Below are 16,350 nucleotides of genomic sequence, written 5' to 3'. Positions count from 1 at the left end.
AAAAAACACCTCCATTGAATTTGCATACTTAGTATGCGAATTCAGGAGGTGTTTTTTTCATGTACCACTATTCGGGTTCACTTCAGTTCATACTGGGTGTTTTTTGTAGAAATTTTATAAATTGATGACTAGTAAGTGGTTTACTGAAATAGTAACCTTGCATATATTTACAGTTGTTCTTTTGTAGAAACTTAAGTTGTTTTTCTGTTTCAATTCCTTCAGCAACGACAGAGAGGTTTAAAGTATTTGCAAGGGAAAGGATAGTGGAAACAATAGCTCGTTCCTCAGGCCGATGATCGGCTAGTTGTGTAAATTCTCTCGGTACTTTTAACGTATCGATAGGGAAAATTGATAAATAAGCGAGAGAGGAATAGCCGGTACCGAAGTCATCAATGGACGTTTGAATACCATATTCCTTTAATTGTTTTAGTCTTGATAATGTTTCTTTTTCGTTGATCATTGCAATTCGTTCTGTTAGCTCAAGTGTTACATGCTTTGGATCGACTTTAATGTCTGTTAGTATTTGTGAAATGTTCTCGATTAAATGATCTTGCTGGAACTCTTTTGCAGATAAGTTCACACTTATTTTTAAATCTGTGTAGCCGAAAGTATGCCATATTTTTAACTGGCGACAAGATTCTTTTAATACCCAATGACCGAGTGGAACGACTTGAGGCGTCTCTTCTACAATTGGAATGAACTCACATGGCGGAATGTCACCTAGGAGTGGGTGTTTCCAGCGTATTAATGCTTCAGCACCAATAATCTTTTTCGTCGTAATATCAATTTGTGGTTGATAGACGAGATAAAACTCTTCGTTTACTAAAGCGAGTGGTAAATCTTTTTCAATTCGAGCTTTTCGTTCCATTTTTTTATACAATTCTTTCGTGTACAGAGAGCTACCATTTTTTCCTTTATTTTTTGCTTCGTACATGGCCATATCAGCATGCTGCAAAATGGACAATGGATCTTCACCTGCTTCAGGATATATTGCAATCCCGATGCTCGGTGAGATTTGTAGATGTTGACTTTCAATTTCAAATGGTTCGTTCATGGCTGCTACAATCGTATCAGCCATTTTTTTTACATCGGGTCTTTTTTTATAATTTTCGATAAGGATTGTGAACTCATCCCCAGCTAGCCGGGCGAGCTTCATATTTGGTGTCGATAGTCTTTCTAGTCTTTTTGCTACGGCAATTAATAGAAGGTCTCCTACCCTATGACCGAGGGTATCATTAATAACCTTAAAGCGGTCTAGGTCGAGAAACATAACAGCAAAAGGCCTTTTTGATATTTCGGATCGAGCAATTGCTTGTTCTACATATTGATGAAATGCACGGCGATTTGCAAGCTCTGTTAAAGTATCATGATATGCTAGAAAATTAATTTGTTCTTGTTGTTGTTTGCTTTCCGTAATATCTTTAATCATTAAATAAACACCAGAAATATGATCCTTTAAAAAGATAGGAACTGCTGTAACATGCAAGTAGTAAATATCCCTATTTTTATGATATGCCCGTACTTCTAAAGAAATAGATTTCCCCTTTTTTACCCGATGAAAGGCACTAATGATTTCTTCCAAATCTTCTTCATACATAAGTGAATAGTAAGGTTGATTTAATAATTCATTCGTTTGATAACCGAGCAAAGTAGTACCAGCGTTATTCACTTTGAGAAAATTACCGTACAAATCTAAGGTGAAGATTGGATCTGGATGATGCTCATATAAAGATTTAAACATCTGTTGGTTATGATATAGTTCATTTTTTTGTTCTACTAAATCTTCTGTACGTAGTTCAATTTGTATTTCGAGTTCCGAGTTGAATTGCATTTGGGCTAGTAATAATATTTTATTTTGTTTTCGAACTAAACTATGGCGTATGAGAACGAAGGAGAAAGTTATTATAAGCCCGATTACTACAATAGGTGCAAAAACATATTCAACTAGTATAAAAACAATAAGCATTACTACAGAAATATAAGGTAATGACAATCTGATCGATTCCCCAAGTTTAGGTGTTAATAGTACTTGCTCTTGTCTTTCAGGTTCTTTTGTATGCAGAATACAGGCGATTGCTACTAGTACTAAAGTTACTTGATAGAGAGGAGTAACTGTAAACATAGAATACTCGGGTGTGAAGTATTTAATATAAGCATAAATCGCATCTGTAGTAGCATATAAAATTAAAGCACTGCCAAGAAGCGCACCAACTTTTTTGGATAATAAGGATAATGGCTTGAATAACAGATTGATTCCTATGAGAAGAAAGAGCAAATCGGCCATTGGATAGGTAAGTTGAACAAATATGTCGATATAGGATGTTGAAGAAACGTGAATGGTGCGTTCAATAAGTAAGTAGTAACTTAAAGTGAATTGTGCTGTAACAATAATACAAATATCACATATCATAAAAAGCTTTTCTAATAAATCGCGGTTATAGATGATTTCATATAGAAAGGCAAATGCAAAGCTAATTAAAAAAAGTAAGTAAAAAAAATCGGACGGATCAACGAATGTATAGTAGTCCTTTAAAATTAAACGTTGATAGGCAACGACCATATCACCAATGAAATAAGAGAGGGTTCCAACAGATAAAATGGTCCAAAATAAACGAGGTAACCCTTCTTTCCTATTTGAAAAATAAAGTATATAACTACAAGCGATAATATCAATGAATAAGGTACTCATTCCAATTAATATTTGAAAAGGAAATGAGTATTCATATAGAAAAGGCATTGCCACGTAATGAATCGCTATAGATAACAATATAATGCTTATCAGAATACTTACATGTGTTTGTTTTTTCATTTATCTCACCCACGGTATATACATATAAATTCCTCTTTTTATTTTTTATTGTTTCTTGAAACATATATATAATTTCTATACTTATTTTACACAGGTTTAGCGAGTTATAAAAATAGATTTTAATAATTCTCGTTTCGGTCCCCAATATATCGACATAGGAATTTGAAGTTTGCTATAATGATTAAAATAGTTGCATTATTTAGAAAAATTTAAAAATAATAATTACTGCAACTAGGACATATTGTTTACTAAGTGAACTTGTTCTTAATTCAGGAGGGAGGGTTTCACAATGGCAAGTGTATATGAAAATAGTTATATGATCGTTTTGATTTTCTTGCTATTAGGTATATTGCTGCCGGTAGTGGCTCTTACATTAGGAAAGATGCTGCGTCCAAACAAACCAAGTGCAGCGAAAGCGACGACGTATGAGAGTGGGATTGAGCCTTTTCATGATGCAAATATTCGGTTTCATGCTCGTTATTATATTTTTGCTTTATTGTTTGTCATCTTTGATGTAGAAACTTTATTTTTATATCCATGGGCTGTTGCATATGACAAGCTCGGTTTATTTGCACTGATTGAAATGCTCATCTTTGTTGTAATGTTGCTAGTTGGATTAGCGTATGCTTGGAAAAAGAAGGTGTTACAATGGTTATAAATTTTGAGGAATTACATCCAAATGAGCGGGCGGAATTAGAACGAAATATCTTTTTTTCTACATTGGAGCAGTTAAAAGGATGGGCACGAAGCAATTCTTTATGGCCGATGACATTCGGACTGGCATGCTGTGCAATTGAAATGATGGGAGTAGGTTCATCACATTACGATTTAGATCGATTTGGGTCATTTTTTCGGACATCGCCAAGGCAATCGGACGTTATGATTGTGTCGGGAACAGTAACGAAGAAGATGGCTCCTATTGTTCGGCGTTTATATGATCAAATGCCCGAACCAAAATGGGTGATTGCAATGGGATCTTGTGCGACAGCAGGTGGCCCATATGTAAATTCATACGCTGTTGTGAAAGGTGTGGATCAAATTGTACCAGTGGATGTGTATATTCCTGGTTGTCCACCCAATCCTGCTGCTTTAATTTATGGAATTAATAAATTGAAAGAAAAAATTCGTTACGAGGCAAAGACGGGAAAGCAGGTGACGAATAAATGAGTGATCCAAATAAAGACCTAGAGGATTTGAAAAGAGAAGCGGCTAGGCATGCGAAAGAAGAGGCGAGAAAGCGTCTCGTTGCGAAACATGATGCGGAAATAAGTAAACTTGAGGAAGAAAATCGAGAAAAAGAGAAAGCGCTACCAAAAAGTAATGGTATGACTGTGGAAGAAGTAAAACGACGTGCAGCAGCCGCCGCAAAAGCAAAAGCGGCAGCGTTAGCGAAGCAAAAAAGAGAAGGAACCGAAGAAGTAACGGAAGAAGAAAAGGCCAAAGCGAAAGCGAAGGCAGCAGCGGCGGCAAAAACAAAAGCGGCAGCATTAGCGAAGCAAAAAAGAGAAGGAACCGAAGAAGTAACGGAAGAAGAAAGGGCCAAAGCGAAGGCGAAGGCAGTAGCGGTGGCAAAAGCAAAAGCGGCAGCATTAGCGAAGCAAAAAAGAGAAGGAACCGAAGAAGTAACGGAAGAAGAAAAGGCCAAAGCGAAAGCGAAGGCAGCAGCGGTGGCAAAAGCAAAAGCGGCAGCATTAGCGAAGCAAAAAAGAGAAGGAACCGAAGAAGTAACGGAAGAAGAAAGGGCCAAAGCGAAGGCGAAGGCAGCCGCCGCCGCAAAAGCAAAAGTGGCAGCATTAGCAAAGCAAAAAAGAGAAGGAACCGAAGAAGTAACGGAAGAAGAAAAGGCAAAAGCGAAGGCGAGGGCCGTGGCGGTAGCAAAGGCAAAGGCAGCGGCTTTAGCGAAGCAGAAGGCCTCGCTAGGTGATGGGAAATCGGGAGATGAAAAGGCGAAGGCAAAAGCGGCAGCAAGGGCGAAGACAAAGGGCGCTGAAGGTAAAGCGGAAGAGGAGCCGAAACAGGGAGAGCCATCCGTGAATCAGCCGTATTTAAATCAGTATGTTGAAGTTATTAAGGGGAAAATTGGAGAGGATACGTTAGTAGATTCCTACATTAATAAACTTTCAAAAGACGTGCCAACTCTTGTGGTGGAGCCCTCAAAATATTATGAAGTAATGGAGTTACTGCGATTCCATGAGGGACTTGCTTTTGATTATATGTCAGAGCTACATGCGACGGATTTTGTGACACATATGGAAGTGTATGTTCATTTATTTTCATATGGAAAGAAACAGTCAGTAGCGGTGAAGGTGAAGTTGGATAGGGAAGCACCAGAAGTAGAGTCGGTTGCAGCGCTTTGGAAAGGAGCGGACTGGCCAGAGCGAGAAGCGTATGATTTGCTCGGCATTGTATTTAAGGGACATCCGAATTTATCACGTATTTTAATGCCTGATGATTGGATAGGGTATCCGCTTCGGAAAGATTATGAACCGTATGATGTGGAGGTGTAGCTTATGATCCGTACGGAAGAAATGCTTTTGAATGTAGGGCCTCAGCATCCGAGTACGCATGGTGTGTTCAGGCTTGTTATTAAGATTGACGGGGAAATTATTAAAGAAGCTACACCAGTTATTGGATATTTGCATCGCGGGACCGAAAAGATTGCCGAGAGCTTACAGTATACGCAAATTATCCCTTATACAGATCGAATGGACTATTTATCGGCCATGACGAATAATTACGTCATTTGCCATGCTGTAGAGACGATGATGGGGCTTGAAATCCCGGAGCGGGCCGAATACTTACGAGTACTTGCAATGGAGCTTGGAAGGATTGCGAGCCACCTCGTTTGGTGGGGGACAAATCTTCTTGATATAGGAGCGGTCAGCCCGTTTTTATACGCTTTTCGTGAACGAGAGATGATTATAAATTTATTAAACGAATTATGCGGTGCCCGTCTTACTTTTAACTATATGAGAGTCGGGGGTGTAAAGTGGGATGCGCCGGACGGTTGGATTGAAAAAGTGGAAGAGTTTGTTCCGTATATGCGAGAACAATTGGCAGGTTATCATGATCTCGTTAGCGGTAATGAGATTTTCTTAAATCGCGTAAAAGGCGTTGGTATATATAGCGCGGAAGAAGCGATTTCGTATTCTTTAAGCGGAGCGAATTTGCGGTGTACCGGAGTAAACTGGGATCTTCGCAAGGATGAACCGTACTCCATTTATGATCGTTTTGATTTCGATATTCCTGTTGGGAGTGTGGGAGATGCTTGGGATCGTTACGTTTGCCGCATGCAAGAGATTGAGGAGTCATTAAAAATTGTTGAGCAAGCTGTCCAGCAGTTCCCGAAAGACGGAGCTGTGCTAGCGAAAGTGCCGAAAATCATTAAGGCGCCTAAAGGGGAAGCGTTCGTCCGTATAGAATCGCCGCGAGGAGAGATTGGTTGCTATATTGCTAGTGATGGAAAGAAAGAGCCGTATCGCTTGAAGTTTCGCAGGCCGTCTTTTTACAATTTGCAAATTTTACCGAAGTTATTGAAAGGTGAAAACATCGCCAATTTAATTACGATTTTAGGTGGAGTTGATATTGTACTTGGGGAGGTTGATGGCTAATGATTGAAACGCTCTTACAATCACCTTCAAGCTGGACGAATTTCTTCATTTTTTTCGGATTAGCGGTGCTTCTATTATTTGCAGTCCTTGGCTTCGTTACATATGGTATTTTGGCAGAACGGAAAGTAATGGGTTTTATGCAAGGGCGGATTGGACCAAACCAAGTTGGGGGCCGGTTCGGTTTACTGCAAACGGTAGCTGATGTTTTAAAACTATTATTGAAAGAAGATAGTATTCCGAAAGCGGCAGATAAAACGTTGTTTATATTAGCGCCTGTCATTGCATTCGCACCGGCATTTATGGTGCTTGCAGTCATCCCGTTTACTGATAAATTTCAGTTCGCGGATATTGGCGTAGGCTTACTGTATTACATTGCTGTTTCTGGCATTACGACGATTGGTGTCGTAACCGGAGGATGGGCATCAAATAATAAATATTCCCTTTTAGGAGGGATGCGTGCGGCGGCGCAAATGATTTCTTATGAAATTCCGCTCGTAATGAGTGTAATTGGTGTCGTTTTGTTAGCTGGTAGCCTGAATTTAAATGAAATTGTAGCGGCACAGGAGAATGTTTGGTACATTTTCGTGCAGCCAATCGGTTTCGTCGTTTTCTTAATCGCGGCGGTAGCAGAGTTAAATAGGACGCCGTTTGATTTACCAGAAGCAGAATCGGAACTTGTTTCTGGATATCATACGGAATACTCAGGGTTTCGATGGGCGTTTTTCATGCTTTCAGAGTACGTATATTTCTTCGGAATGTCATCTTTAATTACAGTGCTCTTTTTAGGCGGATGGAATCCAGTTATGTTCCTTGGATTTATCCCAGGAGCTGTATGGTTTGCTTTGAAATTTAGCAGTGTAGTCTTTCTATTAATTTGGTTCCGCGTTACGTTTCCGCGTATAAGAGGTGACCAGTTAATGGAGTTTGGCTGGAAAGTATTATTGCCAATTGCACTTGCGAATATTTTCTTAACGGCATTGATTAAGGAGTTATTCTTCTAATCTATGAGGGGGGTGCCAGTAAGAGATGAAAGGACTATTTAAAGGATTAAAATATACATTAAGCAATTTGAGTAAGAAGAAGGTGACCTACGATTATCCGAATCAACCGTTGCCGTTGCCAGACCGCTTTCGAGGTATTCAAAAGTTTTATCCGGAAAAGTGTATTGTTTGTAACCAATGCTCCAACATTTGTCCGACAGACTGTATTCAGTTAACAGGAAAAAAACATCCGGATCCTACGAAAAAAGGAAAAATTATTGACACGTACGATATTAATTTTGAAATTTGTATTCTGTGTGATTTATGTACAGAAGTTTGTCCGACAGAGGCGATTGTTATGACAAATAACTTTGAGCTCGCGGAATATTCACGTGATGATTTATTTAAAAATTTGCAGTGGCTTGACGAAAACGACGAAAACGTCAGGAAGGAGAATAAAGCATGAATGGCGAGTTTGTAGCATTCTTTATACTATCCTTGTCTGCAATTATCGGCGGTGTTCTTATGTTGAACTTAACGAAAGTCATGCATATGATGCTAGCTCTCGTTCTGACATTTCTTAGTATCGCAGGTTTGTACTTTCTTTTATCGGCCGAATTTATCGGAGTTGCACAAATTTTACTTTACTCCGGTGCGATTACAATTATTATGATTTTTGGCATTATGTTAACGCAACATAACGCAGAAAATGAATCGCGTCTTACTCTTCGAAAATGGATTATCTTCTTTGCGGTTGTAGCATTTGGGGCAGTTATGTATTTCGCTGTTAACAATATTGATTTTGCAAATGAAAGCACACAAGGAAGTTTACCTCTCCATGAAAAAAACACACTTCAAATCGGTACACTTCTCTATTCGAAATATATTATTCCATTTGAGTTAACCTCAGTCATTTTACTTGTAGCACTTGTTGGCGCGATTATACTTGCGAAGAAGGATGAGAAAGAGGAGGATTCCAATGAGTAGCGTTCCAGCTTCTGCATATTTAACGCTTGCGATTATTTTGTTTTGCATCGGTTTGTTTGGAGCTTTAACGAAGCGAAATACAGTGATTGTATTAGTTTGTATTGAATTAATGCTTAACGCGGCCAATTTAAATTTAGTCGCGTTTAGTAAATTAGGTTTGTTCCCAAATTTAACAGGGCAAATTTTCTCTCTGTTTACGATGGCTGTAGCAGCAGCGGAGGCGGCGGTAGGACTCGCCATTTTAATTGCCTTGTATCGTAATCGTAAGACGGTTCATGTAGATGAAATGGATACGCTCAAAGGATAACATTGTGACCGAAAAGGGGGAAGGAAACAATGATCGATTATGCATGGCTCATACCGCTTTTCCCGCTTGTTTCGTTTTTTTTATTACTTATATTCGGGAAGAAAATTAGAGAAGGAAGCAGTGTACTTAGTATTTTCCTCGTCTTTCTCTCCTTTATATTTGCGGTACTTGTATTAATAGAACGGTTTTCGAAAGTAGGATTGAAGCATAAGTGGGTATGGCTTAGAACGGGAGATATTGATATATCATTTGGCTTTGAAGTGACTGCATTAGGGGCTTTAATGCTGTTTATCGTTACACTTGTGAGTTTACTTGTACATGTGTATTCGAAAGGTTATATGAAAGGTGATGAAAGATTACCAACCTTTTATGCCTATTTAGGGCTCTTCACATTTGCGATGCTCGGGCTCGTTATATCACCGAATTTATTACAGCTTTATATATTTTGGGAGTTAGTCGGCCTTGGTTCATTTTTACTCATCGGTTTTTATTTCTTTAAAGAAGAAGCGAAGGCTGCTGCGAAAAAGGCTTTTATTATGACTCGTATTGGAGATGTCGGTTTATTTATAGGGATGATCTTACTTTTTTGGCACGCGGGTAGTTTTGAATATGACGCAATATTTAGGGCGATTCGTACGGGTGATCTTACCCCTACGATGATTACAATAACAGCGATATTAATTTTTATCGGGGCGATGGGGAAGTCAGGTCAGTTCCCGCTTCATACGTGGTTACCAGATGCGATGGAAGGGCCGACGCCTGTTTCGGCACTTATTCATGCGGCGACGATGGTCGCAGCTGGCGTATATTTAGTGGCGACGATGTTTCCGCTATTTTCAGCAAGTGCGGTGGCGATGCAGACGGTGGCAATCGTTGGAGCTTTCACTGCGATCTTTGCGGCTTCTATCGGTCTTGTACAAACGGACATAAAGAGAGTGCTTGCTTATTCTACGGTTAGCCAGCTAGGTTATATGATGCTCGCATTAGGATCTGCTGGTTATGTAGCTGGTGTTTTCCATTTAACGACACACGCCTTTTTTAAAGCGCTACTATTTTTGGCAGCAGGAAGCGTCATTCATGCAGTGCATACGCAAGACATTAATAAAATGGGTGGTTTACAGAAGAAGATGAAAGTAACGGGTGCACTATTTTTAATCGGTACACTTGCAATTAGTGGGGTTCCGCTCCTTTCTGGTTTCTTTAGTAAAGATGAAATTTTAGCGGTGACTTGGATGAATGGCAATTACGTTTTATTCATATTAGCAGTAATTGCAGCGTTCTTAACAGCATTCTACATGTTCCGGCTCTACTTCCTTGTCTTTACTGGGGAAGCAAAGACAAAGGAAGATGTGCATGAATCGCCCCGCATTATGACGTATCCGATGATCGTTCTCGGGGTCCTTGCAGTAGTGGCAGGTTATATAAATACACCGTGGTTTGGGACGTTTCTCGGGGATTGGCTTACGAAAGATGTAGCATTTAAAGCGCGAGAGGCACATGGACCAGTTTGGATTATGATTGTTGCGACGCTCGTTTCCTTGGCTGGGATTGCTCTTGCATATTTCATATATGGCAAGAAATTTATTTCTAGAGATTGGGCTGGGGGCGATGGAACACCTCTTTATAACCTTTTGAAAGAAAAATATTATGTGGATGAACTATACAATATGACGGTGCTCCCTATTACGAAGGGAATCGCTCATGTGCTTCGCTTATTTGAGGTGTATGTAGTCGAAGGAATTGCCGTTTTAATAGGGAGTCTAGTTAAAGGGATAAGCGGACTCGGTTCTAGACTCCAAAACGGAAATGTACAAGTGTACGGCACTGTAACAGCTGTTTCGCTTGCAGTACTCGTCATTATTTTGCTCTATACGGGAGGGGATTTACGATGAATGATTTGTTATTAACGTTCTTCATTTTTTCCCCGCTTTTAGGAATTCTTTTACTTGTATTAACGCCGAAAAAAGAATCGCGTACTGTGCGAGCGCTTGGTTTATTTGGGACGGCGCTTCCATTTGGAATCGCTATCGTCCTCGCTTGTACATATGCTTCTGGAAAGAGTTTGTCGCTATTTGATGAAAAAGTGAAATGGATTAAATTTGGGGATTTTGCAGCGGTGGATAAAAGATGGTTTTCCATTTATTACGAGCTCGGCATTGATGGTTTATCGCTCGTTATGATGGTGCTGACAGCCCTTCTAGCGATGCTTGCAGCAATTGCGGCATTTACTATTAAAAGAAACTTGAAAGCCTTTTATATGCTGCTACTCATGTTAGAAATAGGGATGCTCGGCGTCTTCGCTGCTCAAAATTTAATGTTGTTCTTTATCTTCTTTGAAATTACGTTGCCGCCAATGTTTTTATTAATTGGAAAGTGGGGGAAATTGTCGAGTGAAAAGGCTGCTTATAGTTATTTAATATATAACGGTATTGGTTCCGCTATTTTACTCATCGTTTTCTCAGTTTTATTTGCAAAAACAGGTACAACAAATATTACAGAGCTTAAAGAAATATTAACGAGCGTAGGTGCTGGGGGAGGAATGGCTGTCTCAAGTAGCTTACAGTTCGGATTGTTTCTTGCCATAATGATTGCCTTTGCGATTAAACTACCCGTTTTCCCGTTACATCGCTGGATGGTCAATGTGCATATTGAAGCGCATCCGGCTGTAGTTATGCTTCACGCGGGCGTTTTACTGAAGATTGGGGCATACGGTATGATTCGTTTCGGAAAGGGGCTATTCCCGGAATACTTTCGCGAGTTTGCAACGCTTATTGCGATTTTAGGAGTCATCAATTTATTGTACGGAGCCTTCTTAGCGCTCATTCAAACGGATTTTCGGAAGGTGCTTGCTTACTCTAGTATTTCGCATATGGGCATCGTATTAATGGGCCTTGCGGCGTTAAATGCACCAGGTATACAAGGGGCACTATTCCAAGTTGTCTCTCACGGTTTAATTGCAGCCTTACTCTTCTTCTTACTGGGCGTTATAGAACAGCGCTTTGGAACGTCGGATATTACAGCGCTTGGCGGACTCGCAAAAAGTGTCCCGGTACTTAGCGGATTCTTCTTAGCAGGAGGAATGGCATCGCTTGGATTGCCAGGAATGTCTGGATTTGTTAGCGAGTTTCTTGCCTTTCTCGGTTTATTCCAAGGGGAGCCAGTCATTGCTGCAGTCGGTGTGCTCGGCATCATTTTAACCGCTGTATACGTATTAAGAGCAACGCTTCAAGTAACTTTTGGTAAGAAAGAGTGGGAGGCGAAAGCTGATATACAGGGATGGGAGTATGTCCCTATATTGCTACTTATCTTCTGCATTATTGCAATTGGAGTAATGCCAGAAATACTAGGGGATCCGCTTCAAAATACATTGAAAACATTGGGGGTGAAGTAGGATGGATATGAATACGTTACTTAGCTTATCATGGCATCTCATGGTGCCAGAATTCATTATTCTCGGAGCAGCCATCCTTCTTTCCATATGTGATTTATTTTTTAAGCTGAACCATAGATATGTAGCGCTTAGTGCAATCGCAGCCGTCATATTAGCAATCGTGTCGTTAATCACGCTATACGGTGAACCGACAGGAGATATTTTAAATGGATCGTTTGTGTTAGATGGGTTTTCAAAAGGGTTTAAAACGTTGTTATTAGGCGGAGCGGCCCTCATCTTATGCACCGCCATGAGCGATGATAAGAAGAATCCAATTGAAGATAAGGGAGAATATTATTACTTATTTTTAATGGCACTTCTTGGGGCTATGTTTATGGCTTCTAGTATCGACTTCATTACACTTTTCGTCGGTTTAGAATTGCTTTCACTTTCTTCATATATTTTAGTAGGAATACGAAAAAGGAACCGTGCGTCAAACGAGGCGGCCATGAAATATGTCATTAACGGAGGTATTGGCACGGCAATTACGCTCTTTGGAATGAGTTATTTATACGGTATTACAGGATCAACTAATATCGTGGATATGCAAAAAGTATTCGCAGGGGAGCTTGCTGGTGGTATTCAGTTATTGTTAGCTCTCGCATTTCTACTATTACTCGTTGGACTCTCGTTTAAAATTGCGACAGTGCCGTTTCATATGTGGGCACCAGATGTGTATGAGGGAGCGGCTACACCTGTTACTGCTTTTCTCGGGACGATTTCTAAAATTGCTGGATTCTTACTCATTATTCGTCTGTTTCTCATGGTTTTTGCAAGTATATCGGTGCAAGGAGACATGCAATCTTTATACGGACGTATGAGCATATACATTGCAGTACTAGCGAGTATTACGATGATTATTGGAAACGTAGTAGCGTTAAAGCAATATAACGTAAAACGCCTATTTGCTTATTCGGGAATCGCACATGCGGGGTATTTACTCGTTCCGCTTGTAGCATTATCACCATTTACGATGGATAGCATGTGGTTTTACATGCTTGCGTATATGCTTATGAATATAGGCGCATTTGCAATTATTCACGGCTTAATCTTACAAAGTAACAAAGAAAACATTACCATTTTTACCGGATTATATAAGCGATCGCCATTTACAGCGATAGTGATGACGATTTTTATATTATCGTTGGCCGGGATACCAGGAACAGCTGGTTTCATCGGGAAAATTAACATCTTTTTAGGTGCAATGCATGTAGAGCCAGCTCATTACGTACTAGCTTCTATTATGATGGGGACGACAGTCATCTCATTCGTATATTATTTCCGTATTCTACAGCAAATGTTTTTCCGGACGGGAGGAGTGGAAGAGAAAATTCGTTTGCCATTAAATATAAAGGTTGTTATGAGCCTTTGTGCAATCTCGATTGTAATACTAGGGATTATGCCGATGATTGGATACAATTTCTTTTATGAATATTTTCCATTAATGAAGGATTTCTTCTTCTTAGGGAACGTGGTACAATAGTGAAAATAAAAGGTGTGGAGTTGTTACTCTGCGCTTTTTATTTTGTGTGAATTACAATTGAAAATGCATGTAGGTATATGTTTTTTGAGAGCAAATTATGATGTGAAATGTAAGATGCTTATTTGTATTTGAAAAAGTGTGGCGCCTACTTATTATGGTATCGTTTTTATAGTATTTCGTAAGTAGTAGCTGGGTAAAAAGGGGTCGATTTTTTGGCACATCTTTTAGGGCAACAAGCACTGATTGCCATTGTTTCGCATTTATTGTTTATTACCATTACGTGGTGGGCCTTACAAGGTGTTCACATTGAGCGTTTAATGAAGTCTGGAAAGGTGATGCAGACGCGAGTGTTACTCATCCTAATTACAATTGCAATTGGGACATCTGTAAGTAACTTTTTCCTTGATTATTTAGGCTATTCAAAGAGTTTAACGTATTTAGTAAAGTAAGTGTATAGAACCTCATATCTCCGTTAACAATGGGGATAGGAGGGGATGAAATTGAAGCTTAAAGCCATTCTTATTGTTGTGATAAGTGTTGTTTTATTTTTGGTTGGATATAGAGAGATGAAACCGATCAGCGATGAACAGAAAATGGAGAGCATGATTGCAACTTTAGAGAAAAATGATGCTAAAGTAGAGAAGTGGTCATGGTTAGCGCGAGAAACAAAAACAATTTCTAATATACATATGTTTCAAAAGTTGTTAAACGATGTGAAGGACAAGGCGAATATTCAAAAGTGGGAATTAGAGCAATCTCCAGATGGATATAAAGCTACATCCTATAAAAAGTTTTCTTCTTATGAAGAACGAGTAGTAGTAACATGGAGTAAGGAAAATACTAAAGAAAACACTTTCATTATTTTTGAAGTAAGCGGGGCGAAATGGGACCCGAAGTACATTCAGAAAACAAATAAAATTTTTAGTGAAAAACCTATAATTTACACTTGTGTTCAAGGTGTACTGAATGATAAGATTGAAGGTGTTTTGCAAAATAAAACCAATCAGTTTTTGAAAGATCTTTCAGCAAGAGCGATCGAACAGATAGAAGAAAGAGCATTTGTATCAGTCTCCGCATACAATAGAAAGTGGGATGACGCTCTTTCAACAAATAGAGAGAAAATAAATGTGCAAATAGCAATACGTTCTACAGACAACAAAGATACAATTGTGGTTGGCACACCGATCATAACTTCTGAGTATTGAGTGAATAGATACTGAAAAAAGGACACGGAGGGGAATAATTTGGAAAAGATCATCGTCCGTGGCGGAAAGCGGTTAAACGGCACAGTGCGTGTTGAGGGCGCAAAAAATGCTGTATTACCTATAATCGCTGCAGCCCTATTAGCGAGTGATGGAAAGAATGTACTATCTGAAGTACCAGTTTTGTCTGATGTATACACAATTAATGAGGTATTACGTCATTTAAATGCTGAAGTCGTATTTGAAAATAACCAAGTAACAATCGATGCTTCTAAAGAACTAAACATTGAAGCACCATTTGAATATGTACGTAAAATGCGTGCATCTGTTCAAGTAATGGGACCATTACTTGCACGTAACGGCCGTGCTCGTATTGCACTTCCTGGTGGATGTGCAATTGGTTCACGTCCAATTGACCAACATTTAAAAGGCTTCGAAGCAATGGGAGCAAAAGTACAGGTTGGTAATGGTTTTGTTGAGGCATACGTTGAGGGAGAACTAAAAGGAGCTAAAATTTATTTAGACTTCCCAAGCGTGGGCGCAACAGAAAACATTATGTCTGCAGCTACATTAGCAAAAGGGACAACAATCCTTGAAAACGCAGCGAAAGAACCAGAAATCGTTGACTTAGCTAACTTCTTAAATGCGATGGGAGCGAAAGTACGCGGAGCTGGAACTGGAACGATTCGTATCGAAGGCGTTGATAAATTATATGGTGGAAACCACTCTATTATTCCTGACCGTATTGAAGCGGGAACATTCATGGTTGCAGCGGCAATTACTGGTGGAGACATCTTAATTGAAAATGCTGTACCTGAACATTTACGCTCAATTACAGCGAAAATGGAAGAAATGGGTGTTAAAGTTATTGAGGAAAATGAAGGTGTACGTGTTATCGGCCCAGATAAGTTAAAAGCGGTTGATATTAAAACTATGCCTCACCCAGGTTTCCCAACAGACATGCAATCACAAATGATGGCATTATTACTACAAGCTGATGGAACAAGTATGATTACAGAAACGGTATTCGAAAACCGCTTTATGCACGTTGAAGAATTCCGTCGTATGAATGCTGATATTAAAATCGAAGGTCGTTCTGTTATTATGAACGGTCCAAATAGCTTACAAGGTGCTGAAGTAGGCGCAACTGACTTACGTGCTGCTGCTGCATTAATCTTAGCTGGTTTAGTATCTGAAGGTTACACTCGTGTAACTGAGTTAAAGCATCTTGACCGTGGTTATGTAGATTTCCATAAGAAATTAGCTGCATTAGGTGCAACTATTGAACGTGTAAACGAAAAAGTAGAAGAAGTGAAAGAACAAGAAGTTTCTGATCTTCACGCTTAATTGAAATAGTCTCTACGTCTTTTGACGTAGGGACTATTTTTTTGGGTTATTACTGTTATAGTCAATAAATTCTATACTTATGCACGTACCAGTAAAAATATTTAGAAAATTTTCGTTTTAGCTGGTTCCCCTTAAGTATGTTCTAAAAGAAAGAGTTGTTCCATAAGAATGAATGGAGTAAAGCTTTTGGATAT

The 16,350-nt window shown here is 39.4% G+C and carries 15 protein-coding genes; 14 read left to right on the top strand and 1 reads right to left on the bottom strand.

Annotated elements, in window-relative coordinates; genetic code table 11:
• Positions 1-82 precede the first annotated feature (82 nt).
• On the bottom strand, positions 83-2,809 hold the full coding sequence (locus QCI41_RS17015) for a putative bifunctional diguanylate cyclase/phosphodiesterase (RefSeq protein ID WP_353837026.1): 2,727 nt from the start codon (positions 2,807-2,809) through the stop codon (positions 83-85).
• Between the two features lie 289 nt (positions 2,810-3,098).
• On the opposite strand from QCI41_RS17015, the gene nuoA reads away from it, so the two are divergent.
• From nuoA to murA, 14 genes are all read left to right on the top strand, one after another.
• Complete coding sequence (gene nuoA / locus QCI41_RS17010) at positions 3,099-3,467, top strand: NADH-quinone oxidoreductase subunit NuoA (protein WP_000179270.1); 369 nt, start codon at positions 3,099-3,101, stop codon at positions 3,465-3,467.
• Positions 3,458-3,976 (top strand): NADH-quinone oxidoreductase subunit NuoB, encoded by a 519-nt coding sequence (nuoB, locus tag QCI41_RS17005; protein ID WP_000236331.1) that lies wholly within the window; start codon positions 3,458-3,460, stop codon positions 3,974-3,976. The genes nuoA and nuoB overlap by 10 nt, the downstream gene beginning before the upstream one ends.
• A complete protein-coding gene (locus tag QCI41_RS17000; protein ID WP_353837027.1) occupies positions 3,973-5,316 on the top strand; it encodes an NADH-quinone oxidoreductase subunit C in 1,344 nt (447 codons plus the stop codon). The genes nuoB and QCI41_RS17000 overlap by 4 nt, the downstream gene beginning before the upstream one ends.
• A gap of 3 nt (positions 5,317-5,319) precedes the next feature.
• Positions 5,320-6,420, top strand: coding sequence for an NADH-quinone oxidoreductase subunit NuoD (nuoD, locus tag QCI41_RS16995; protein WP_000621434.1), 1,101 nt, complete (start codon positions 5,320-5,322; stop codon positions 6,418-6,420).
• Entirely contained in the window at positions 6,420-7,421 is a 1,002-nt protein-coding gene (gene nuoH, locus QCI41_RS16990; protein WP_353837028.1) for an NADH-quinone oxidoreductase subunit NuoH, read from the top strand. Before nuoD ends, nuoH begins: the two co-directional genes overlap by 1 nt.
• Positions 7,422-7,446: 25 nt before the next feature.
• Positions 7,447-7,866: an NADH-quinone oxidoreductase subunit NuoI gene (gene nuoI / locus QCI41_RS16985; RefSeq protein ID WP_000677191.1), complete on the top strand. Its 420-nt coding sequence runs from the start codon at positions 7,447-7,449 to the stop codon at positions 7,864-7,866.
• Positions 7,863-8,387, top strand: a complete 525-nt coding sequence (locus tag QCI41_RS16980; protein ID WP_001012824.1) for an NADH-quinone oxidoreductase subunit J — start codon at positions 7,863-7,865, stop codon at positions 8,385-8,387. The genes nuoI and QCI41_RS16980 overlap by 4 nt, the downstream gene beginning before the upstream one ends.
• On the top strand, positions 8,380-8,694 hold the full coding sequence (nuoK, locus tag QCI41_RS16975; protein WP_353837029.1) for an NADH-quinone oxidoreductase subunit NuoK: 315 nt from the start codon (positions 8,380-8,382) through the stop codon (positions 8,692-8,694). Before QCI41_RS16980 ends, nuoK begins: the two co-directional genes overlap by 8 nt.
• 29 nt (positions 8,695-8,723) lie before the next feature.
• Entirely contained in the window at positions 8,724-10,586 is a 1,863-nt protein-coding gene (gene nuoL, locus QCI41_RS16970) for an NADH-quinone oxidoreductase subunit L (RefSeq protein ID WP_353837030.1), read from the top strand.
• The gene (locus QCI41_RS16965) at positions 10,583-12,085 is read left to right on the top strand and encodes an NADH-quinone oxidoreductase subunit M (protein ID WP_353837031.1); all 1,503 of its coding nucleotides are present in this window, start codon (positions 10,583-10,585) and stop codon (positions 12,083-12,085) included. The genes nuoL and QCI41_RS16965 overlap by 4 nt, the downstream gene beginning before the upstream one ends.
• Before the next feature lie 7 nt (positions 12,086-12,092).
• Positions 12,093-13,607, top strand: coding sequence for an NADH-quinone oxidoreductase subunit NuoN (nuoN, locus tag QCI41_RS16960; protein ID WP_353838819.1), 1,515 nt, complete (start codon positions 12,093-12,095; stop codon positions 13,605-13,607).
• 212 nt (positions 13,608-13,819) lie between these two features.
• Positions 13,820-14,056 carry a DUF1146 family protein gene (locus tag QCI41_RS16955; RefSeq protein ID WP_000940744.1) on the top strand — a complete coding sequence of 79 codons (237 nt, stop codon included), beginning with the start codon at positions 13,820-13,822 and terminating at the stop codon, positions 14,054-14,056.
• Positions 14,057-14,107: 51 nt separating this feature from the next.
• Positions 14,108-14,812 carry a YwmB family TATA-box binding protein gene (locus tag QCI41_RS16950; protein ID WP_412678005.1) on the top strand — a complete coding sequence of 235 codons (705 nt, stop codon included), beginning with the start codon at positions 14,108-14,110 and terminating at the stop codon, positions 14,810-14,812.
• A gap of 39 nt (positions 14,813-14,851) precedes the next feature.
• Positions 14,852-16,156 (top strand): UDP-N-acetylglucosamine 1-carboxyvinyltransferase, encoded by a 1,305-nt coding sequence (gene murA, locus QCI41_RS16945; RefSeq protein WP_000411269.1) that lies wholly within the window; start codon positions 14,852-14,854, stop codon positions 16,154-16,156.
• Positions 16,157-16,350 lie beyond the last annotated feature (194 nt).

The sequence above is a fragment of the Bacillus cereus group sp. MG4 genome (assembly GCF_040460055.1).
GTDB lineage: Bacteria > Bacillota > Bacilli > Bacillales > Bacillaceae_G > Bacillus_A > Bacillus_A wiedmannii.
This window is presented reverse-complemented; position numbering and strand designations above follow the sequence as displayed.